This window comes from Streptomyces sp. NPDC031132 (assembly GCF_055570595.1).
Genome location: NZ_JBVIGX010000010.1, coordinates 214,513 through 232,720 on the forward strand (window position 1 = coordinate 214,513; position 18,208 = coordinate 232,720).

The 18,208-nt window shown below is 73.4% G+C and carries 15 protein-coding genes; 5 read left to right on the forward strand and 10 right to left on the reverse strand.

What is annotated here, in order from left to right:
- Window positions 1-27: 27 nt before the first annotated feature.
- Both ACZ49B_RS17985 and ACZ49B_RS17990 read right to left on the reverse strand, forming a co-directional pair.
- On the reverse strand, window positions 28-1,692 hold the full coding sequence (locus tag ACZ49B_RS17985) for an amidohydrolase (protein WP_468306623.1): 1,665 nt from the start codon (window positions 1,690-1,692) through the stop codon (window positions 28-30).
- 85 nt (window positions 1,693-1,777) lie between these two features.
- A complete protein-coding gene (locus ACZ49B_RS17990; protein ID WP_468306626.1) occupies window positions 1,778-3,181 on the reverse strand; it encodes a purine-cytosine permease family protein in 1,404 nt (467 codons plus the stop codon).
- Window positions 3,182-3,381: 200 nt separating this feature from the next.
- Between ACZ49B_RS17990 and ACZ49B_RS17995 the strand changes: the two genes are divergently transcribed.
- Window positions 3,382-3,939: a TetR/AcrR family transcriptional regulator gene (locus ACZ49B_RS17995; protein WP_468306758.1), complete on the forward strand. Its 558-nt coding sequence runs from the start codon at window positions 3,382-3,384 to the stop codon at window positions 3,937-3,939.
- Window positions 3,940-3,982: 43 nt separating this feature from the next.
- On the opposite strand, the gene fxsBH is transcribed toward ACZ49B_RS17995, so the two are convergent.
- Window positions 3,983-6,268 carry a radical SAM/SPASM protein FxsBH, inactivated beta-hydroxylase extension form gene (fxsBH, locus tag ACZ49B_RS18000; RefSeq protein WP_468306629.1) on the reverse strand — a complete coding sequence of 762 codons (2,286 nt, stop codon included), beginning with the start codon at window positions 6,266-6,268 and terminating at the stop codon, window positions 3,983-3,985.
- Window positions 6,269-6,287: 19 nt separating this feature from the next.
- A complete protein-coding gene (locus ACZ49B_RS18005) occupies window positions 6,288-6,482 on the reverse strand; it encodes a hypothetical protein (RefSeq protein ID WP_468306632.1) in 195 nt (64 codons plus the stop codon).
- A 50-nt stretch (window positions 6,483-6,532) separates the two neighbouring features.
- On the opposite strand from ACZ49B_RS18005, the gene ACZ49B_RS18010 reads away from it, so the two are divergent.
- Window positions 6,533-7,447, forward strand: coding sequence for an alpha/beta fold hydrolase (locus tag ACZ49B_RS18010; protein ID WP_468306633.1), 915 nt, complete (start codon window positions 6,533-6,535; stop codon window positions 7,445-7,447).
- Here the strand turns inward: ACZ49B_RS18010 and ACZ49B_RS18015 are convergent.
- The 4 genes from ACZ49B_RS18015 to ACZ49B_RS18030 form a co-directional block, all read right to left on the reverse strand.
- Window positions 7,380-8,177 (reverse strand): hypothetical protein, encoded by a 798-nt coding sequence (locus ACZ49B_RS18015; RefSeq protein ID WP_468306636.1) that lies wholly within the window; start codon window positions 8,175-8,177, stop codon window positions 7,380-7,382. The two genes, ACZ49B_RS18010 and ACZ49B_RS18015, sit on opposite strands and share 68 nt — an antisense overlap.
- 80 nt (window positions 8,178-8,257) lie before the next feature.
- Window positions 8,258-9,133, reverse strand: a complete 876-nt coding sequence (locus ACZ49B_RS18020; protein WP_468306639.1) for a S1 family peptidase — start codon at window positions 9,131-9,133, stop codon at window positions 8,258-8,260.
- 148 nt (window positions 9,134-9,281) lie between these two features.
- Window positions 9,282-10,103, reverse strand: a complete 822-nt coding sequence (locus ACZ49B_RS18025; protein ID WP_468306641.1) for a DUF1684 domain-containing protein — start codon at window positions 10,101-10,103, stop codon at window positions 9,282-9,284.
- 94 nt (window positions 10,104-10,197) lie between these two features.
- Complete coding sequence (locus ACZ49B_RS18030) at window positions 10,198-11,520, reverse strand: DUF5685 family protein (protein WP_468306643.1); 1,323 nt, start codon at window positions 11,518-11,520, stop codon at window positions 10,198-10,200.
- A gap of 282 nt (window positions 11,521-11,802) precedes the next feature.
- On the opposite strand from ACZ49B_RS18030, the gene ACZ49B_RS18035 reads away from it, so the two are divergent.
- A complete protein-coding gene (locus ACZ49B_RS18035; protein WP_030302495.1) occupies window positions 11,803-12,252 on the forward strand; it encodes a cell division protein SepF in 450 nt (149 codons plus the stop codon).
- Between the two features lie 9 nt (window positions 12,253-12,261).
- On the opposite strand, the gene ACZ49B_RS18040 is transcribed toward ACZ49B_RS18035, so the two are convergent.
- Together ACZ49B_RS18040 and ACZ49B_RS18045 are read right to left on the reverse strand one after the other, a co-directional pair.
- Window positions 12,262-13,431: an acyl-CoA dehydrogenase family protein gene (locus tag ACZ49B_RS18040; RefSeq protein ID WP_468306645.1), complete on the reverse strand. Its 1,170-nt coding sequence runs from the start codon at window positions 13,429-13,431 to the stop codon at window positions 12,262-12,264.
- A gap of 159 nt (window positions 13,432-13,590) precedes the next feature.
- Window positions 13,591-15,249 (reverse strand): MFS transporter, encoded by a 1,659-nt coding sequence (locus tag ACZ49B_RS18045; protein ID WP_468306647.1) that lies wholly within the window; start codon window positions 15,247-15,249, stop codon window positions 13,591-13,593.
- Window positions 15,250-15,567: 318 nt separating this feature from the next.
- On the opposite strand from ACZ49B_RS18045, the gene ACZ49B_RS18050 reads away from it, so the two are divergent.
- Both ACZ49B_RS18050 and ACZ49B_RS18055 read left to right on the forward strand, forming a co-directional pair.
- Window positions 15,568-16,683: a glycosyltransferase family 39 protein gene (locus ACZ49B_RS18050; RefSeq protein ID WP_468306649.1), complete on the forward strand. Its 1,116-nt coding sequence runs from the start codon at window positions 15,568-15,570 to the stop codon at window positions 16,681-16,683.
- Between the two features lie 260 nt (window positions 16,684-16,943).
- Complete coding sequence (locus ACZ49B_RS18055; RefSeq protein WP_468306650.1) at window positions 16,944-18,035, forward strand: phosphatase PAP2 family protein; 1,092 nt, start codon at window positions 16,944-16,946, stop codon at window positions 18,033-18,035.
- Window positions 18,036-18,208: the final 173 nt, after the last annotated feature.

The window sequence follows — 18,208 nt, forward strand, 5'->3', positions numbered from 1 at the left end:
TCCAGCCTGCCGTGCCAGGGTGTCCGCCTAGGGGGCGGGCCGGTCCGCCTGGTGGACCACCTCGCCCGCGACCACCACCGTCTCCGCCACCGTGCCCGGGATCCGGTCCGGGGCCACGGCGAGGATGTCCCGGGACAGCACCACGAAGTCCGCCGCCTTGCCCACCGTCAGCGAACCCCGGTCAGCCTCCAGGAAGTTGGCGTACGCCGAGCCCATCGTGTAGCCGTACACCGCCGTCTCCACGTCCACCGTCTCGGCCGGCTGCCACGGGGCGCCGCCGTCCAGCGGGCGGCGGGTGACCGCCGTGTAGATCCCGATCATCGGGTCCATCTCGGCCACGTTCCAGTCGCTGGAGAAGGCCAGCACCGCGTCCGCCTCGGCCAGGCTCCGCATCGGCCACGCCTTGTGCCAGCGGTCCTCGCCCACGTTCTCCGCCCAGTCCTGGCCGGGCCCGGCGATCTCCGGCGCGCAGTGCCTCGGCTGCATGCAGGCCACCACGCCGAGCGCCGCGAAGCGCGGCACGTCCGCCGGGTCCAGGCATTCCACGTGCACCACCTGGTGGCGCGCGTCCCGCGGCCCGTTGACCGTACGGGCGTGCTCGACGGCGTCCAGGACCGTTCGGATCCCCCGGTCGCCGGTGGCGTGCACGAAGCACTGGAAGCCGCGCGCGTCGAGGCGCGCCAGCAGCTCCGCGAACTCCTCGGCCGGGTAGAAGGTCTCGCCCCGGTGCGCCCCGCACCCGGTGTACGGCTCCAGCAGCGCGGCCGTGCGCGGCTCCACCACGTCGTCGATGTACAGCTTGAGCGGGCCCACCCGCAGCCGGTCCCCCGCGTACGTGCGCGCCGCCGTCGCGAAGGCGTCGAGTTCCTCCTCCGTCGTGCCGCGCGGGTGGAACAGCGCCGCCACGATCCGCGAGCGCAGCCGGCCCTCGGCGCGGGCCCGCTCGTACAGCTCCAGGTCGTCCAGGGAGTTCTGCGGTTCCACGACCGTGGTGATGCCGAAGCCGATCGCGTCGTCCAGGCTCTTGGCGAGGCGGCCGTACTGCCGGTCCGGCGAGGCCCACGGCACCCCGAGCTCGCGCAGTGCCCGGTGGCCGTCCCGGGAGAGCCCCTTGATCGCGAAGTCCTTGACGAAGCCGGTGGGCTCGCCGGTCTCCGGGTCGACGGCCGCGGTGCCGAACGGCAGGTCGGTACGGTCCTTCGCGACCCCGAGGCGGTGCATCGCCGCCGTGTTCAGCCAGGCCGTGTGCACGTCGTACGAGAGCACGATCGCCGGGACGTCCCCGGTGACCGGGTCCAGGTCGGCGGCGGTGGGCATCCGGCCGCCCGGGATCGCGGAGTAGTCGAACGCCTCGGCCTCGATCCACTCGGCTTCGGGGTGCGCCTCCCGCCAGGCGCCGATCCGGTCGAGGATCGCCTCCAGGGTGCGGACCCCGGCCAGCTGGACGCAGGCGTCGTCGGAGCCGAGCCGGACGTGGTTGTGGGCGTCGACGAAGCCGGGCAGCACCAGCCGGCCGGCCGCGTCGATCCGCTCGGTGTCCGGGCCCGCCCAGGCGACGGCCTCCGCGTCCGGGCCGAGCCAGACGATCCGGCCGTCGGACACGGCCAGGGCCTCGGCCTCGGGCAGCTCCGGGTCGACGGTGTGGATCCGGGCTCCGGTGAGCAGCAGGTCGACGGGGAAGGGGTGCGGCATGGGTGGTGCTCCTGAGCAGAGGCGGCGGAGGTGGCGGTGCAGGAGGGCGGGGGCGGGGATCAGGCGGCCGGGGTGTAGGCGGGGATCAGGCGGCGGCCGGTGCGTAGGCGGGCACCCGGCGGGCTGCGAGGGCCCAGTACGTGAGGGCGGAGACGACCGAGCCGAGCAGGGTCAGGTCGGCGCCCCCGAGCGGGGCCACGAGCGGGCCGGTCCACAGCTCGGAATCGCAGGTCAGCGCAGCGAAGGCCATACCGGCGAGCAGCGCGGCCATACCGGCGGGGTGGTAGCCGGCCCGGTACCAGTAGGCGCCCGCGCTCCCGGCGTGCAGTGCGTCGGAGTCGTAGCGGCAGCGGCGCAGCAGCATGTCGGCGAGGAAGACCCCGCCCCAGGGCGCGAACACGATGATCAGCAGGGAGAGGAAGGAGAGCAGCGAGGTGGTGAAGTCGGTCAGGAAGAGCGCGGCGAGCGATCCGGCGGCGGTGACCGCCGCACTGATCACGATGGCGCGGGCGCGGCTCCACGGGATGCCGAGGACCTGGAGGTTCAGGCTGGAGGAGTAGAGGGTGATGATCGAGTTGGTGACGGAGCCGCCGAGGACGAGGGCCAGGAAGACCGGCTTGAACCAGCCCGGGAGCAGGCTCTCGGCGCCCGTGACGGCGTCGGTCATGTCGGTCTGGGTGGCGGCGGCGACCCCGGCGACGCCGAGGGCGACGGAGGAGACGAACCCGCCGAGCGCCCCCGTCCAGGTGATCGACTTCAGCGAGGTGGTCCGGGGCAGGTAGCGGGTGTAGTCGGCGGGCATCGGCAGGTACGAGAAGGGCCCGGCCAGCATCACGACGAAGGCCAGGCTCCAGCCGGACAGGCCGGGGGCGGCGGCGCCGGCCGGGGCGGCGGTCTCGGCGCCGGGCAGGAGGAAGACGAGGAGCGCGCCGAAGCCGAGGGCGAGGACGTAGGCCATCCAGCGCTCGGCGAACTGCACGGTGGCGTGGCCCCACATCGCGACGACGAAGGTGAGCGCGAGGGTGATCCCGAGCGCGAGGGCCCGTACCGCCACCCCTTCACCGAGGCCGACCTCGGCGAGGAACACCTCCAGGGCGAGGGTGCCGACCACGGTGTTGACGATGGTGTAGCCGATGCTCACCACCCAGTTCAGGACGCCGGCCGGGAAGTTCCCGCGGACGCCGAAGGCGGCCCGGGAGATGACGAGGGTGGCGGTGCCGGTGCGGATGCCGCTGAGCCCGGCGGCGCTGACCGCGAAGAAGGACAGTCCGCTGATCACGACCACGGCGGTGGCCTGCCAGAAGGAGAGGCCGAAGGCCACGGCGAGGGCGCCGTTGATCACGTAGGTGAAGGTGAGGTTGGAGCCGAACCAGAGCCAGAACAGGTCCCGGGCGCCGCCGTGCCGCTCGGCGTCGGGGATGGGGTCGATGCCGTGGGTCTCGACCCGGAACACCTCGTCGACGTCGGCCGTCGTCTCCTGCTGCGTCATGCGCCGTACCCCTGACTGTGGACCCACTGAACCTTGAATGACGTTCTAAGTTCTTGAATGGCATTCAAGATGCGCCGCCGATCGGGACCGCGTCAAGACCCTGTCCGGGATAAGGTCGGCCCACGAAGATCGGGAAGGCGGCAGGGGTGGCGGCAGCGGGGTCGGCGCGGCGGCGCGACGGGCGGATCGCCCAGGAGCGGATGCTGGAAGAGGCCATGGCGGCGATCGCCGAGGGCGGCCTGGCGGAGCTCACCATGTCCGCGCTCGCCGAGCGGCTCGGCACCAGCGGCGGCCACATCCTCTACTACTTCGGCAGCAAGGACCGGCTGCTGCTGGCCGCACTGCGCTGGAGCGAGGACCGACTCGCCGCCGAGCGGGCGCAGTTGCTGGCCCGCCGGGTCACCGCGCACCGCAAGCTCGCGCTCTTCCTCGAGCTCTACCTGCCGCGCGGACCCCGCGATCCGCGCTGGACCCTGTGGATCGAGCTGTGGGCCCGCACCCCCGCCAACGAGGACCTGCGCGGCGCCCAGCAGGAGATCGACGACGGCTGGCAGCGGGACCTGGAGACCCTGCTCGCCAAGGGCGTGGACCAGGGCCGCTTCGCCGCCGACCTGGACGTGCCCGCCCGCACCTCGGAGCTGCTCGCACTGCTGGACGGGCTGAGCACCCGCGTGGTGCTGGGGCAGCGCGGCGCCGACCGGGCCGCGTCCCTGGAGCGGGCCCGCTCGGCGGCGGCCCTGCTCGTCCCCCACCTCTAAGGGCTGTCCCGGCAGGCCGAAGGCCGGTTTCCGGCCGCGCACCTCACATGTACGATCCGAACTCCTGGCACAGCGCTGCCACCACCGCCTTGCCGCTCACCGTCAGTTCTGCCGCCCTCCCGAGACGTTCCAGGGCGCGCTCGACCTCGTCGGCTCCGCCGGGCCCGCCGCCGGGTCCGCCGCCCGCCCGGCGGAATGCCTCCGCCGCCACCGCCGCGTGCGCGTCCGCCAGCAGCCGCGACACTGGCACCGGATCCTCCCGCCACGGCGACGGGTGCAGCCACTCCCCGTCCAACGCGTACACGTCGGCCACCTCCGTCAGCTCGCGGAGCCGGGCCCGCCGCCGGCCGGTGAGCAGCGCGAGTGCGGTCTCGCTCACGCCCGCCCCGGACGGCACGCCCAGCGCGCCGGGCCCACACCGCGCGGCGTCCCCCGCCACCCCCGCCCCCGCGCCGGTGAGCGGGGTCAACGTCGTCAACCCTGCCGCTGTTTCCCGCGCCAGCGCCGGCACCGTCCGGTGCAGGAGCTCCCAGGCCTCGGCCAGGCGGTGCTCCCAGCGCTCGGCCTCGGCCGCGTCCAGTCTCGGCCTCGGCGGCCGCGCGAAGCAGCCCCGGTCGGGGTCCAGGTCCTCCAGAGCCAGAGGCCCAGGGGGCGTGTCCGCCCCGACCCCGCCCGCCAGGGCCCGGACCGGCTGCCAGTCCGGCGCCTCCCCGCCCGGCACGAAGTTCCGTACGGCACCGTCCTCCCCCCGTACGGAGAAACCCTCCGCGGTGGCCCGAACCTCGGCCCGCCCGCGGCCTGCGCGCAGCAGCCCGAGGGTGGGCAGGTACAGCCCGCCGGCCCCGTGGACCACGGGCGCGGGCAGCTCCAGCCTCGCCCGCACCACAGCCGCGGCGGCCAGGACAGACAGCCTCTGCCCGGGCGCCACCCGCGACGGCTTGCCCTGCCGTACGGCGTCCAGAACGGCGAGCAGCCAGGTGCGGGTGTAAGGGTGGTCCAGTACGGCGTCGAGCGCGGCCGGCGCCGCCGCCTCGACGGCTGTGACCAGCTCCCAGGAGCGCTGCCAATCCGCACCGGCGGGGCCGCCGCGACCCCCCAGCTCCGCGTGCAGGCGGACCAGCAGAAGCCGGGTCAGCTCCTGCTGTGCGACCGCGAGCGCATCCGGCGCGGTGGCCTCGGCCGCGACGGCCGCCCGCGCGATGCGCTGCTCGACGCCTTCCACCAGCGCCTTCAGGTCGGTGCAGTAGACGGACGGGTTGTCGAAGCCGTTCCCCGCACGGTAACGGTGCGCATAGAGGCCGCCGCCGCACGAGCGCACCACCGGGCAGGCGCGGCACTCGGCGCTGACGCCCGCCAGGCCCAGCTGCCGGGCCCGGATGCCGGGGTGGGCGGCCACCTCGTCGAAGGCGTGCCGGAAGACGTCGAAGCCGGTGGCGGCGGCTCCCTCGTGGGCGGTCTTGAGCGAGTCGGCCTGCTCCAGCGTGCCGTCGGTCTCGACGACGACCAGGTCGGTGGGGGTCAGGCCCAAGGACTCGGTCAGGCTCGGCCCGCCCCGCAGGGTACTCAGCAGCGAGTCGAAGAGCCGTACCGGTACGGGTCGGCCCAGGCCGTCCCAGTGGTCGAAGAGCCGCAGCAGCCATCGGGCGTAGGCGTCCGGGTGTCCGTCGGGCCGGGGCGGGGGCGCCTCCCAGGTGGCGTGCGGCAGCAGGAAATCGATGCGCGGCGGTGTGAGCGCGAGAAGCGCGTCGAGTACCGCGGCCGGGTCGTTCTGCACGTCGATCGTGCAGAGAAGCCCCTGGTAGAGGGGGCGGTGGCGGTGCTCGCCGAGGAGGCCGACCGCGCCGAGTACGCGGGAGTGGCTGCTGCGGCCGTTCGCGTAGCGGCGGTGCCTGTCGTTGGCCGCGCGGTCTCCGTCGAGTGACACCCCGACGCCCACCCCGTACTCGGTGAACAGCGCGAGGACGGACTCGTTCAGCCGCAGCCCGTTGGTGTGAATGCGCAGATCGAGGGCGGCTACCCCGTCGAGGGCCCGACTGAGCGCCTCGAACAGCTTTCGCAGCCGGGCGGGACCGGCCAGCAGTGGCTCGCCGCCCAGGAGGATGACGGTCACCGACGGCAGTGCGTGGGTGCGCGCGTGCTCGGCGAGCCGCTCCGCGAAGCGCTCGACGACCGCTTCGGGGATCACCGAGGGCCGCTGCCGCCAACTCTGGTCCGCGTGCTCATAGATGTAGCAGTGGTCGCATGCGAGATCGCATCTGCTGTGCACCTTGACCACGAACTCGCGGAACGGGATGAGGGCTGCGGCGGCACCGGCCCCGGTGGACTCCATCGCGGCGGGGGCGCCCCGCTCAGAGGGAGGAGTTGAAGGTGACCGTCCGGACCGCGGGGGCGGCGACCTCGCCGGGCAGCACGCGGGAGATGCACCGGTCGCTGTCCGCGCCGCCGCGAGCGGCGAGGGAGGCGAGGGAGGCCGGCGCCGGCCGGCCGGCGTGCTCCTCGTGCACCGGTATCGCTGCGGGCTGGTGATTCTGAATGGCCGTCACGGTTCCCCTTCCGGGTCGTGGCTGTGCTTCCATCAGGACATCAGGCGAGCTTGCGTGACGAGACTAAGGACATCCGTAGCAAGCCGGAAGACCGCGGAGGCGTGGTGCGCGTCGAGGTGAGGGCAGGGGACGGCCGCAGACTCGTCGCCGAGGACTGGGGGGACCCGGAGGGGCCGCCCGTCCTGCTGCACCACGGCACCCCGGGAAGCCGCCTCGGCACCGCACTGGGCGACATCACGGAGCGTTGCCCGGGCATCCGGTTCTTCGCCTACGACCGGCCCGGCTACGGGGATTCCGAGCGCGCACCGGGGCGTACGGTGGCCGATGCCGCCGCCGACTCCGCCGCCGTGGCGGACGCCCTGGGCGTGGACACCTTCGCCGTCGTGGGCCGCTCCGGAGGCGGTCCGCACGCCCTGGCCTGCGCGGCGCTGATCCCGGAGCGGGTGACGGGCACGGCCGCCCTGGTCAGCCTGGCGCCGTGGGGCGGGGCCGGGCTCGACTGGTTCGCCGGTATGAACGCCCACAATGCGGAGCACTACGCCCTCGCCGCCCGCGATCCGGCGGCCCTGGAGCGACGGCTCACCCCCCGGGCGGCAGCGATCAGCAGCGATCCCGGCCGGCTGCTGGACGAGCTGCGGGCGGAGTTGTCCGAAGCGGACCTGCCGGTGCTCTCGGACCACGAGGTGCACCGGGCGCTGATGGACAACTACCGCGAGGCGCTGCGCACTTCCGGGGACGGGTGGCTGGACGACAGCCTGGCCTTCTGCCGGCCGTGGGGCTTCGATCCCGCCTCCATCCGGGGCCGGGTCCTGTTGTGGCGAGGTGCCGAGGACGCCTTCTCGCCCTTGGGACACTTTCGCTGGCTGGCCGGACACATCAAGCAAAGCACCGCCGTGATCAAGCCGGGGGCCGGTCACTTCGCGGCTCAGTACGCGCAGCCGGAGGCCCTGGAGTGGCTGCTGTAACGGGATGCGGGTCCTCGACGGGGGCGACCACCGCCTCGCGGGCGCCTTCCAGGCACTGCACGATCCGCTCGTGGGTGTCGCCGACGCTGTCGACGACCTGGATGCGCATGTAGAAGGCCCGCACCTCGCCGATGAACCGCTTCGAGAACACGCCCACGTCCACGGTCTCGTACGTACCCGTGGCGACCAGTGGATAGCCCGCCCCCATCCCGACCAGCCGGAAGTCCACCGTAGCGCGCAGCCCGGCGGCGGCCAGCCGCTCGCCTATGCCCGCCAGCGCCGTCCACTCCACGTCCCCGCCCGGCGGCAAGGCCGGCTCCCCGGTCAGGATCAGCCCGTAGTCCACGTGTTCCACGACCACGTTGTGCTGGCCGCCGTTGAGCACGCCGACGCTCCAGTCCTTGCCGGGGCCGGGCAGCTGGCCCGCCACGAACTCGGCCCGCCAGCCCAGCGCGGGCCGTACCGTACGGGCGTATTGGGCGCGGGCCAGGACGGCGCCGGCCGCGACGGCCAGCAGGCTGGCGAGGGGTTCGGGGCTCATCAGCTGGAGCCGCCAGGGCCAGTGGTCGCGCGAGGCCTCGGGCATGTTCCCGCGCACGATCTCCCAGACGAGTACGGCGACGAGGAAACAGAGCAGCACGAGGGGCACGGTGAACAGCCAGCGGTTGCGCCGGATCCGCCGCTGCGCGTCGGGTGCGGAGCCGCCCCGCCCGGAAGGTGCACTGGCCATGCGCGCTACCCCGTTTCCCGCAAAGGCGAGCCCCCGCCCGGGAGTTGGGCGGGGGCTCATTGTGCCGCAGAGCAGCCGGGTCAGTACACGCTCACGCCGTAGGCGTTGAGGGCCTCGACGACGGGCTGGAAGAACGTGGTTCCGCCCGAGGAGCAGTCGCCGCTGCCGCCCGAGGTGAGACCGATCGCGCGGGTGCCGGAGTAGAGCGGGCCGCCACTGTCGCCGGGCTCGGCGCAGACGTTGGTGCGGATCATGCCGTAGACGATGTCGCCGCCGCCGTAGTTGACGGTGGCGTTGAGGCCGGTCACCGAGCCGCTGTGGGTGCCGGTGGTGGAGCCGCGCCGGGTCACGGACATCCCGGTGGTGGCGTTGGCGGCGCTGGTGATGTCCTGGCTGCCGACGGTGCCCGAGTGGGCCAGGGTGGTGTTGTCGTAGCGGACGAGGCCGTAGTCGTTGTTCGGGAAGCTCGAGCCCACGGTCGCGCCGACCGTGGTGGTGTGCGAGGAGTTGGTCCACCAGGTGCCGGCGCCGTCGGTGCAGTGCCCGGCGGTCAGCACGTAGTACGTGTTCCCGCTGCGCACGTTGAAGCCGAGCGAGCAGCGCCAGCCCGAGGTGTAGATGGCGTCGCCGCCGGAGGTCAGCTTGCGCAGCTTGCCTGGGGTCCGCTCGATGCGCAGGGCCGCGGCGTCGGCTCCGGCTTCGGTACGGATCCTGGCGAGGTCCGCGGCGGTGACGGTGGAGTCGGCGGTGACCACGAGGGTCCCGCTGGCGGGGTCGGTGTACCAGGCGGTGCCGGCGACGTCGGCGCGCTGGACGGAGGCGCCGGCCGCAGCGAGCCGTGCTGCGCTGAAGCCGGTGTCCGCGCTCGCCGCGGTGGGGGCGGCGAGCCCGGCGACGGCTGCCAGGCCGGCGGCCACGGCGAGCAGCCGAGTACGGGTGATGCTCTTGATCCTCACTTCTCGTCCTCCCGGGAGGGATCGGGGGCCCGGCGGACAGTGGGGGGCGCCGGAGCCCGTGAGGCGCAGCCGGGGGTACGGCGGGCGCACAGGATTTCGTCGTGCCCCTGACAAGCCCCCGGAAGGCGCTGTCGGGAGTGTCTCGGCGTCAGATTCGGGCGGCAAGGGCATCTTTCAGCCTCCGCTCGCCCGCCGAGACCTCGAAGGGCAGGGTGTTCCCAGGGGGCGGGAACGGGCAGATGAAGTGGTCCGCGAAGGCGCAGGGCGGCAGCACGGTCCGGTTGAGGTCGACGGTGATCGAGCCGTCCACCGGGTCCGGAACTCCCGGCCTGAGGAAGCGGAAGCGGTAGCTGGAGCTCCCGCCGGTGGCATCGCCGAGCACGGCCCGGAGACTGCCGTCGGCCTCGTCGACGGCGACCTGGAGGATGTGTTCGGCGCCCCGGTACGCGAAGCTCAGCTCGCCGCCGAGGCCGAACCCGCGCTCACGCCCGTCGGCGTTCGCCACCTGGACGATCCGGTCCTCGCCGTACGGCCGGAAGCGCCCCGGCAGCACGAAGTCCGGGTCGTACGGCGTGGCCTCGATGCCGGCGAAGGCCCGGCGCGCCGCGGAGGCGGGGTCGAAGACCCGTACCGCCCACTCCCCCTCGCGCCGGATCACCGTGATCCGGACGTCCTGGGCGGCGGCGATCCGGGAGCGCGCGGGCGGGGCCTCGTCGGCGGCCAGAACGGCGTCACCGGTGAAGGGCTCGCCGTCGAGGCTGAGCCCGTCCTCGGCGGAGGCGGTCAGCGCCACCCCGCCCCCGGTGGCGCGCCAGCGCCCCGGAACGGCCGGAATTCGACCTTCCGGGTGGTCCGAGAGCCAGTGGGTGCCGATGAGGGAGAGGGGACCGTACGGGGCGGACACGGAAGCCACCCGATGCTCGTGCCATTTCCGCCAGGCTGTCTTCGGATCATCTGCGTCATCGCTCATGCCGCTCACCCCTTCCACACGGGCCCGGACGGGAATCTCCCTGTACGCCGTCCGGCCCCGTGCGCGTCTGACGGGTTCTCAAGCCCCTGCGGACTCAGCAGTCGCAGCCGCACCCGTCACAGCAGCACCCGTCGCAGTTGCAGCAGTCGCAGCAGCCGCTGCAGTCCGGGCAGCCGTCGCAGCCGTCGCAGGCGTCGCACCACGCGTCCCGCTTCTCGCGGGACCAGGGGCCCTCGTGGTCGGTGCAGCACAGCTGGCAGGTGCAGAACAGCCCGAGGGCCACCGCGCAGCCGGCGAGCAGTCCGCGGCGCGGCTTCTGCGGGGGCAGGCCGCCGCCGGGGCCCATGGGCGGTCCGGGTGTCCAGGGCCCGCCGGGGCCGCCCGCGCCGCCGCCGTACGGATTCCCGCCGTACGGGTTGCCGCCGTGGCCGCCCTGGCCGTCGTACGGGGTGCCCGCGTACGGACCGCTGCCGTACGGCGCGCCCTGGCCCGGGCCGTGGCCCTGCGGCGGCGCCCCGTACCCGCCCTGCCCCGCGGCGTTCATGCCCACGTGCCCGCAGCCCGTGACCCCGAAGGCCCGGTCCACGGAGGTCTTCAGCTCGTGCACGAGCAGCCGGTGGGCCAGCCCGGCGTCCGCGAACTCGACCTCGCGCAGCGCCAGCTTGATGCCGTGCAGGGCGTCGTCGGCCAGCCGCCGGGCCTCGGTGAGCGAGGTCCCGGTGGCCGTCAGCGGGTTCCAGGCGCCCGCCGCGGCGTCCGCGGCCTGGTCCTCGACGGCGTCCAGCAGGTGCGCGAGGCGCCCGAAGTAGCGGCCGGCCTCGGCGAGCGCGGGCGCATTGCCTGGCCGTCCGGCCAGCTGCGCGGTATGGGCGAAGGCGGCGGCCGTCGCGGTCTCCGTGGGCTCGGTCACGACGAGCACCGGCGTGCCGGGGCCGGCCAGCGTCTCGATGCCGGCCTGCCGGTCCACGGCGTCGACGAGGACCGCCGTGTCGAAGCCGAGCGAGGCCCCGGTGCGGGCGCCGGCCCGGTCCCAGCCACGGGCCACCCTGCGCGCGGCGGCTGCGATGGGCGCGCGGGCCAACAGCCCGTCCCGGTCCGCCACGTGGTCCCGTACCTTCGCCGAGGCGAGCACGAGCGAGACGGCGGCCGCGAGCCGCGCACCCTCGCCCTTGGCCACCGCGGCGGTGCGCATCCCGCGCAGCGGGCAGGGGCCGGCGGTGCGCCGCGAGCCGGGCGCCGGTCCCGACTGAGCCTCCGTCAGAACGGAGACGAGCAGCCCGTCGTAGTTGGTGACGATGCGGGCGAACTGCCCGTGGTCCCCGCGAAGTGCCAGGCACAGCCCGCAGAGATGGGCCATCCACTCCGTCTTGAACCGCTCCCCGAGCCGGTGCGTGCAGGGTCTGACGATGCCGAACAAACCGGTCCCCCGTGTGTCATACGCGTGCGTGATGCGCATCGTATCGAGCCGGATCGTTCACTCGTACGTCCCTGTCGGTCACCCACACGGCGGCGGCAGTCGTATTTTCACTCAGACAGCAGCGGTAGCCATCAGGATCCTTGACGGTGCAACGGATGTTCTGCACCAGTACCGTCACGAAACCCCTGCGCGGCGGCTATCCACTTGGCGCGTTGTCAGCATCATGGACGACCATAGGGGCAGCGGAGAGAAGACGACTGACTGCGGTGAAAGGAGGCGTCCATGGGTTCGGTACGCAAGGCGAGTGCCTGGTTGGGTCTCGTGGAGGACAGCGACGACGAGCGTTACTACGACGACGACTACGCGGAGGCCGCGCAGGGTTCCGTCTCGGGCCCCGGCGACCAGTGGGTCACCGACCCCCGGGTCAAGGTCGCGTCGGAGTCGGCCGTCGAGCAGGGCCGGCGCATCGCGACGGTCACCCCGGACGGCTTCCGTGACGCGCGCGGCATCGGCGAACTGTTCCGCGAGGGCGTCCCGGTGATCGTGAACCTGTCGTCCATGGACCCGGCCGACGCCAAGCGCGTGGTCGACTTCGCGGCCGGTCTGACCTTCGGCCTGCGCGGCTCGATCGAGCGGGTGGCGACCAGGGTCTTCCTGCTGACCCCGGCCGACACCCAGATCGTGAACGGCGAGCCCGCCGGCCGCTCGCGCGACTTCTTCAACCAGAGCTGAGCAGGGCCCTCACCGGAAGGCGTCGAGCCCGGTGAGCGCCTTGCCCAGCACCAACTGGTGCATCTCGACGGTGCCCTCGTAGGTGAGCACCGACTCGAGGTTCGTGGCGTGCCGCATGACGGGGTATTCGAGCGAGATCCCGTTGGCACCGAGGATGGTCCGCGCGGTGCGGCAGATGTCGATGGCCTCGCGGACGTTGTTGAGCTTCCCGAAACTGATCTGCTCCGGCCGCAGGGTGCCCGCATCCATCCGCCGCCCCAGGTGGTGGGCGAGCAGGATGCCCTTGTGGAGTTCCAGCGCCATGTCGGCGAGCTTCGCCTGGGTGAGCTGGAAACCGCCGATGGGCCTGCCGAACTGCTCCCGCGTCCGCGCGTAGTCGAGCGCGGCCTCGAAGCTGGCGCGCGCCGCGCCCATGGCCCCCCAGATGATCCCGTACCGCGCGTGGCTGAGGCAGCCCAGCGGCCCCTTGAGCCCGGTGACCCCCGGAAGCACCGCATCGGCGGGCAGCCGCACGTCGTCCATCACGAGTTCGCTCGTCACGGATGCCCGGAGCGACCACTTGTGCTTGATCTCGGGCGCGGAGAACCCGGCCGAGTCGGTGGGGACGGCGAACCCGCGGATCCCCTCGTCGGTCTGCGCCCACACGACGGCCACGGCCGCGACGCTGCCGTTGGTGATCCACATCTTGCGGCCGTTCAGCACCCAGTCGGTGCCGTCGCGCTTGGCGTACGTGCGCATGGCGGCCGGGTCGGAGCCGACGTCGGGCTCGGTCAGCCCGAAGCAGCCGATCAGCTCGCCGGCGGCCATGCCGGGGAGCCAGCGCTGCTTCTGCTCCTCGGAGCCGTACTTCCAGATCGCGTACATGGCGAGCGACCCCTGCACCGAGACGAGGGACCGGATCCCCGAGTCGGCGGCCTCCAGCTCGAGGCAGGCGAGCCCGTACTGCACGGCGCTGGCACCGGCGCAGCCGTACCCCTCCAGCGACATCCCGAGCGCCCCGAGCCCGCCGAGCTCCCTCGCCAGCTCCCGGATCCCGGGCAGCTCGCCGCTCTCGTACCAGCCGGCGATGTGCGGGAGCACGCGGTCTGCGGCCCAGCCGCGGACGGTGTCGCGGATGGCGAGGTCCTCGGGCGCGAGGAGCTCGTCGAGCCCGAGCGGATCGGTGGGTACGAAGGGCACGGCGCCTCCTGGTGCGGACCTGCGGTTCGAAACCTAGCGGTGCAAGTTTGTCCTCACGACCGCCCGCGGTCCACCCCCGCCTTCCGGCCCCGCCGGCGTTTGAGGCGCGGAATTCGGGGTCAGCGGCCCCCGAGAACGGCGCCGCGGCACGAGTCGGCGTCAGGCGGGACGGGCGGCCGCGTCGCGATCGGGCTGCGCAGCAGCGGAGACGCGCTGGGCATCGGGTCCCGCCTGGGCGGGGAGCCGTACGGGCTCGGCGCCGCACTCGGCAGGGTCGCCGCACTCCATGGCCCGCGGCAGCTTCAGCGCCATCAAGGCCCCCGCCAGCAACAGCCCCGCACTCACCACGAGAGTGACGTGCAGCCCGTGCACGAACGAGTGCCGCGCCGCCGCGTACAGCGACTCACCCGCGGCGCCCCCGAGGGCCCCCGCGATCTGGTACGCCTCGCCCAGCGAATTCGCCGCTCCCGCCGCATCCGAGGCCGACACCCCCGGCACGTGCAGCAGCCCCGGGGCATAGGCCGCGTTCATGACACTGCCGAGCAGCGCGATGCCCATCCCCGCGCCCAGCTGGTACGAGGTCTCGCCTATGGAGGCCGCCCCGCCGGCCGTGTCCGCGGGCGCCTCGCTCAGCATCGATTCGTACGCCGCGAACAGCGTGGTCTGCAGCCCGAAGCCGAGCAGGATGAACCCGACCGTGAGGAGCACGGGCCGGTCGTGCTGCCCCATGAACGTGAGCAGCAGCACGGCGAACGCCGTCAGCACGAAGCCGAGCGACACCATCGTGCGCGGCCCGATCCGGGCCAGCGTGTACGACCCGGTGGCGCCTGCGGCCATCGCGGCGAAGGTGAGCGGCAGCAGCCGCAGCCCGGTCTCCAGCGGGCCGAGGTGCAGCACCAGCTGGAGGTACTGGACCGCGATCAGCTCCAGCCCGACCAGCGCCAGCATGGCGAGCACGATGCACCCGACGGACGTCGAGAAGGCGGCGCGCGAGAACATCCGCATGTCGATGAGCGGATGCTCACGCCGCTTCTGCCGCCGTACGAACAGGATCAACAGCACCGCACCCAGCAGCAGCGGCACCAGCGCCTCGGCGTCGAGGAGCCGGCGTTCCGCGCCGAGCCGCTTGACCCCGAGGACCACGGCGAGCACACCGCCGGCGGCCGTCAGCGCGCCGAGCACGTCCCAGGGACCGTCGCAGGACCCCTTGGACTCGGGCAGCAGCCAGCGCCCGAGCGGCAGGATCAGGGCCATCAGCGGGATGTTGATCAGGAAGACGGAGCCCCACCAGAAGTGCTGGACGAGGAAGCCGCCGAGCACCGGCCCGCTGGCCGCGCCGATGGCGGCGACGGCGGTCCAGATGCCGATGGCGAGGGCCCGCTCGCGCCGGTCGGGGAAGACCTGCCGCAGGATCGACAGGGTGGCGGGCATGATCATCGCGCCGCCGACGCCGAGCAGGGCGCGGGCGGCGATCAGGACCTGGGCGTTGTCGGCGAGGGCCGCCAGGGCGGAGGCCGCGCCGAAGAGCCCGTAGCCGATCAGGAGTATCCGGCGGCGTCCGACGCGGTCGCCGAGGGTGCCGAAGAGGATCAGCAGGGCGGCGCAGACCAGGGGGTAGGCGTCGACGATCCACAGCAGCTCGACCGAGCCGGGGCGCAGGTCCTCGGTGACGGAGGGGACGGCCACGTGCAGGATCGTCGCGTCGAGCGCGACGAGGACCAGGCTGACGCAGAGGACGGCGAGGACGAGCCAGCGGTTGGTCCCGCCGGAGGCGGCGTGCAGCCTCAGCCGGAAGGCGGCCGCGTTCGTCCCCGACATGCATGTACCTCCCAGGTGATCGCTCGCACTCGGCGGACCAGCGTTTTGCGGAGCCACGGTGGTGGTGGGCACTGTGCGGCGTCCTACGGGGTCCGGCATCGACACGCGAGTGAAGGGTCAGCGTACGCGAGTTCGCCTGTCCGATACGTGGTCAAGCTCTCATAGCGCAGGCGCCCTCGGTGTGGTGTGCGCCACTCGGATCACCCCGCCCTCCCCCTCCTCCCCCGGCCCACCGCCGGGAGGTGCCCCCACCGCGTACACGCGCGGTCACGACCTGTGGTTCTGCGCCGACGGCATGCACCGGAGCCACCGATAATCATGCCCGTGGAAGATCTTGCATTTCGCCGGGCCGCGCCCGCCCTGGCCCTCTTCGCGGCGGTCCGGCTCCTCGGGCTGGCCGCGCTCGCGGTCTGGGGCGCGGCCGTCGGCAGCAGTCCGCACACGCTGCTGTCGGCGCGCTGGGACTCGCTCTGGTACGCCCGTATCGCCGCCGAAGGGTACGGGTACGAGGTGGTGCTCCCGAACGGGGACGTGCACTCGAACCTGGCCTTCTTCCCGCTGCTGCCCTGGCTGGAGCGGCTGGTCGCGGCGCCGACCGGGCTGTCGTACGGCTCCGCGGGCCTGGTGGTCTCGGTGGTGGCCGGGCTCGCGGCGGCCTGGGGGATCTTCGCGGTCGCGGACCTCCTGTACGGCCGCCGGGCCGGGGTGTTCGCCGCGGGGGTCTGGGCCGCGCTGCCCGTGGGCGTCGTGCAGTCGATGGCGTACAGCGAGTCGCTGTTCACGGCGCTGGCCGCGTGGGCGCTGTACGGGGCCCTGCGCGGCCGGTGGCTGACCGCCGGCCTCCTCGCGGCAGGGGCGGGGCTGACCCGCCCGGTCGGCGCCGCGGTGGTGGCGGCGGTGTGGGTGGCGGCCGTACTGGCCCATCGGCGCGGGGAGCGGTCCTGGCGGATGGCGGCCGGGACGCTGCTGGCCCCGCTGGGGGCTGCCGCGTACGTGCTGTGGGTCGGGGCGCGCACCGGCGACGGGCTGCTCGGCTACCTGGACGTGCAGGGCGGCTGGGGCAACGGCTTCGACGGGGGCTGGGCCTTCGCCCGGTTCATCGGGGCGAAACTGGCCTCGTCCGCGTTCCTCGCCGGGGTCGGGCTGATCGCGGGCGTCGTGCTCGTGCTGTGGCTGTACGCGCTGTGCGTGCGGCAGCGCCAGCCGGCCGCGCTCCTCGTCTACTGCGGGATCGTCGTCGCGCTGGCGTTGTGCGCGTCGGGGTACTTCGGCTCCAAACCCCGGCTGCTGCTGCCCGCGTTCCCGCTGCTGCTGCCGGCGGCGGTGGCGCTGGCCCGGTGGCGGACCGGGCGGGCGGTCGCGGTGCTCGGCGCGGTGGCGCTGGCCTCGGCGGCGTACGGGGCCTTCTGGCTGAACGGCTCGGGACCCCCGTAGGGACCCGGGCGGCGCTCCCGGAGGGCCCGCATCACGGAATGGATCATTCCGATCCATCTTTGAGCAAAGTAATTGAGCGGCACCGATAAACCCCGGCTAAGTGTGCGAAACAATGGCCAGGCCAATGGATCAACGCGGCTCCAACTAATGCCTAAATCCGAGGAATTAAGCCGCGCGTGAGACCAACTCCACATCACATGGTCATCACAAAGCCCGTGATTCGACCGGGCCGCCCATCGGCGCGCGGTAACGTCGATTGAGTGCGTACCGACCAAATCCTGACCCGTCCGGAGCGGGTGTTCGCCCGGCTGGACCGGGAACCAGAGCGACCGGCTCATCTGCAAACACCGCAGATGAGCCGGCACCGCGTCGTGCTCCTCGGATCGACCCTCGCGTTCTACCTCGCGATCGTGGTGGCCGTCCTGACCACGTCCTGGCTCGTCCGCCTGGACTGGCAGGTCATGTTCTTCCGGCCCTACGAGCAGTGGCCGCAGCTGCACGCCTTCCTCGACTACCTCGTGGTCCTGGGCCAGCGCGGACCCACCGCGGTCATGGTCGCCGCATGGCTCGGCTGGCGCTCCTGGCGGCAGCACACCCTCCGCCCGCTGATCACCCTCGGCGTGGCGCTGCTCCTGCTCAACATCACCGTCGGCGCCGTCAAGCTCGGCCTCGGCCGGCTCGGGCCGCACTACGCCACGCAGATCGGCTCCGCCGAGCTCTTCGCCGGCGGCGATATATTTCCTTCCGGCCACACCGCCAATGCCGTTGTGACCTGGGGGATCCTGGCCTACCTGGCCTCGACCACCGTCACCCGGCGGGTGCTGTCCGTGGTGTCCGCGGTCGTCTCGCTGAGCGTCGGCGCCACCACCGTGTACCTGGGCACCCATTGGGTCAGCGACGTGCTGCTCGGCTGGTCCGCGGGTCTGCTGATCATGCTGGCGCTGCCCTGGTTCGAGCCGCTGATCGCCGGGGTCGAGGCCCGCGTCTTCGCGCTGCGGGAGCGGCTGCGCCGCCGGCTGGAGACCGGAAGCGTGCCCGTACCGGTCGCCACCGTGCTCACCCCGATGCTCTCCGCGGGCGGCAAGTGGCAGCTCCGGCTCGCCCCCGAGGCCGCCGGCCGGCCGGAGCCCGCCACCGTGCCCGCACCTGCGCCCGCCCCCGCGACCGTGCAGGCCCCCGCCGGCCAGGCGCACGCCCCGGTGCCCCGGCCCGCCGCGCACGTCTCCGGCCGGCCGCACCTGATCCGGTCCGAGCGGACCCCGGTCACGCCGGCCGGCAGCCGCCGCCCGGCGCACACCGAGCGGCCCGCCGCCGCGGGACGGGCCGCGGCCCGTCCGGCCACCGGCGGCTGAGCCGCCCCCGTACGGGACGTCGCGGGACGGTACGCACCACCTCACCCCGCACCGAGGGGGGGGGGGGGGGGGGGGGGGGGGGGGGGGGGGGGTTGGGGGGGTTGGGGGGGGAGAGGCAAAGGGAAGGAAGAAAAGAGGGAGGAGGGGGGGGGGAGGGGGGGGGGGGGGGGGTT

Bases quoted from the DNA above. Each gene is read 5' to 3' on its own strand.
- ACZ49B_RS17985 (WP_468306623.1), bottom strand. From the start codon at position 1,692: ATGCCGCACCCCTTCCCCGTCGACCTGCTGCTCACCGGAGCCCGGATC.
- ACZ49B_RS17990 (WP_468306626.1), bottom strand. From the start codon at position 3,181: ATGACGCAGCAGGAGACGACGGCCGACGTCGACGAGGTGTTCCGGGTC.
- ACZ49B_RS17995 (WP_468306758.1), top strand. From the start codon at position 3,382: ATGCTGGAAGAGGCCATGGCGGCGATCGCCGAGGGCGGCCTGGCGGAG.
- fxsBH (WP_468306629.1), bottom strand. From the start codon at position 6,268: ATGGAGTCCACCGGGGCCGGTGCCGCCGCAGCCCTCATCCCGTTCCGC.
- ACZ49B_RS18015 (WP_468306636.1), bottom strand. From the start codon at position 8,177: ATGGCCAGTGCACCTTCCGGGCGGGGCGGCTCCGCACCCGACGCGCAG.
- ACZ49B_RS18025 (WP_468306641.1), bottom strand. From the start codon at position 10,103: ATGAGCGATGACGCAGATGATCCGAAGACAGCCTGGCGGAAATGGCAC.
- ACZ49B_RS18035 (WP_030302495.1), top strand. From the start codon at position 11,803: ATGGGTTCGGTACGCAAGGCGAGTGCCTGGTTGGGTCTCGTGGAGGAC.
- ACZ49B_RS18045 (WP_468306647.1), bottom strand. From the start codon at position 15,249: ATGTCGGGGACGAACGCGGCCGCCTTCCGGCTGAGGCTGCACGCCGCC.
- ACZ49B_RS18050 (WP_468306649.1), top strand. From the start codon at position 15,568: ATGCCCGTGGAAGATCTTGCATTTCGCCGGGCCGCGCCCGCCCTGGCC.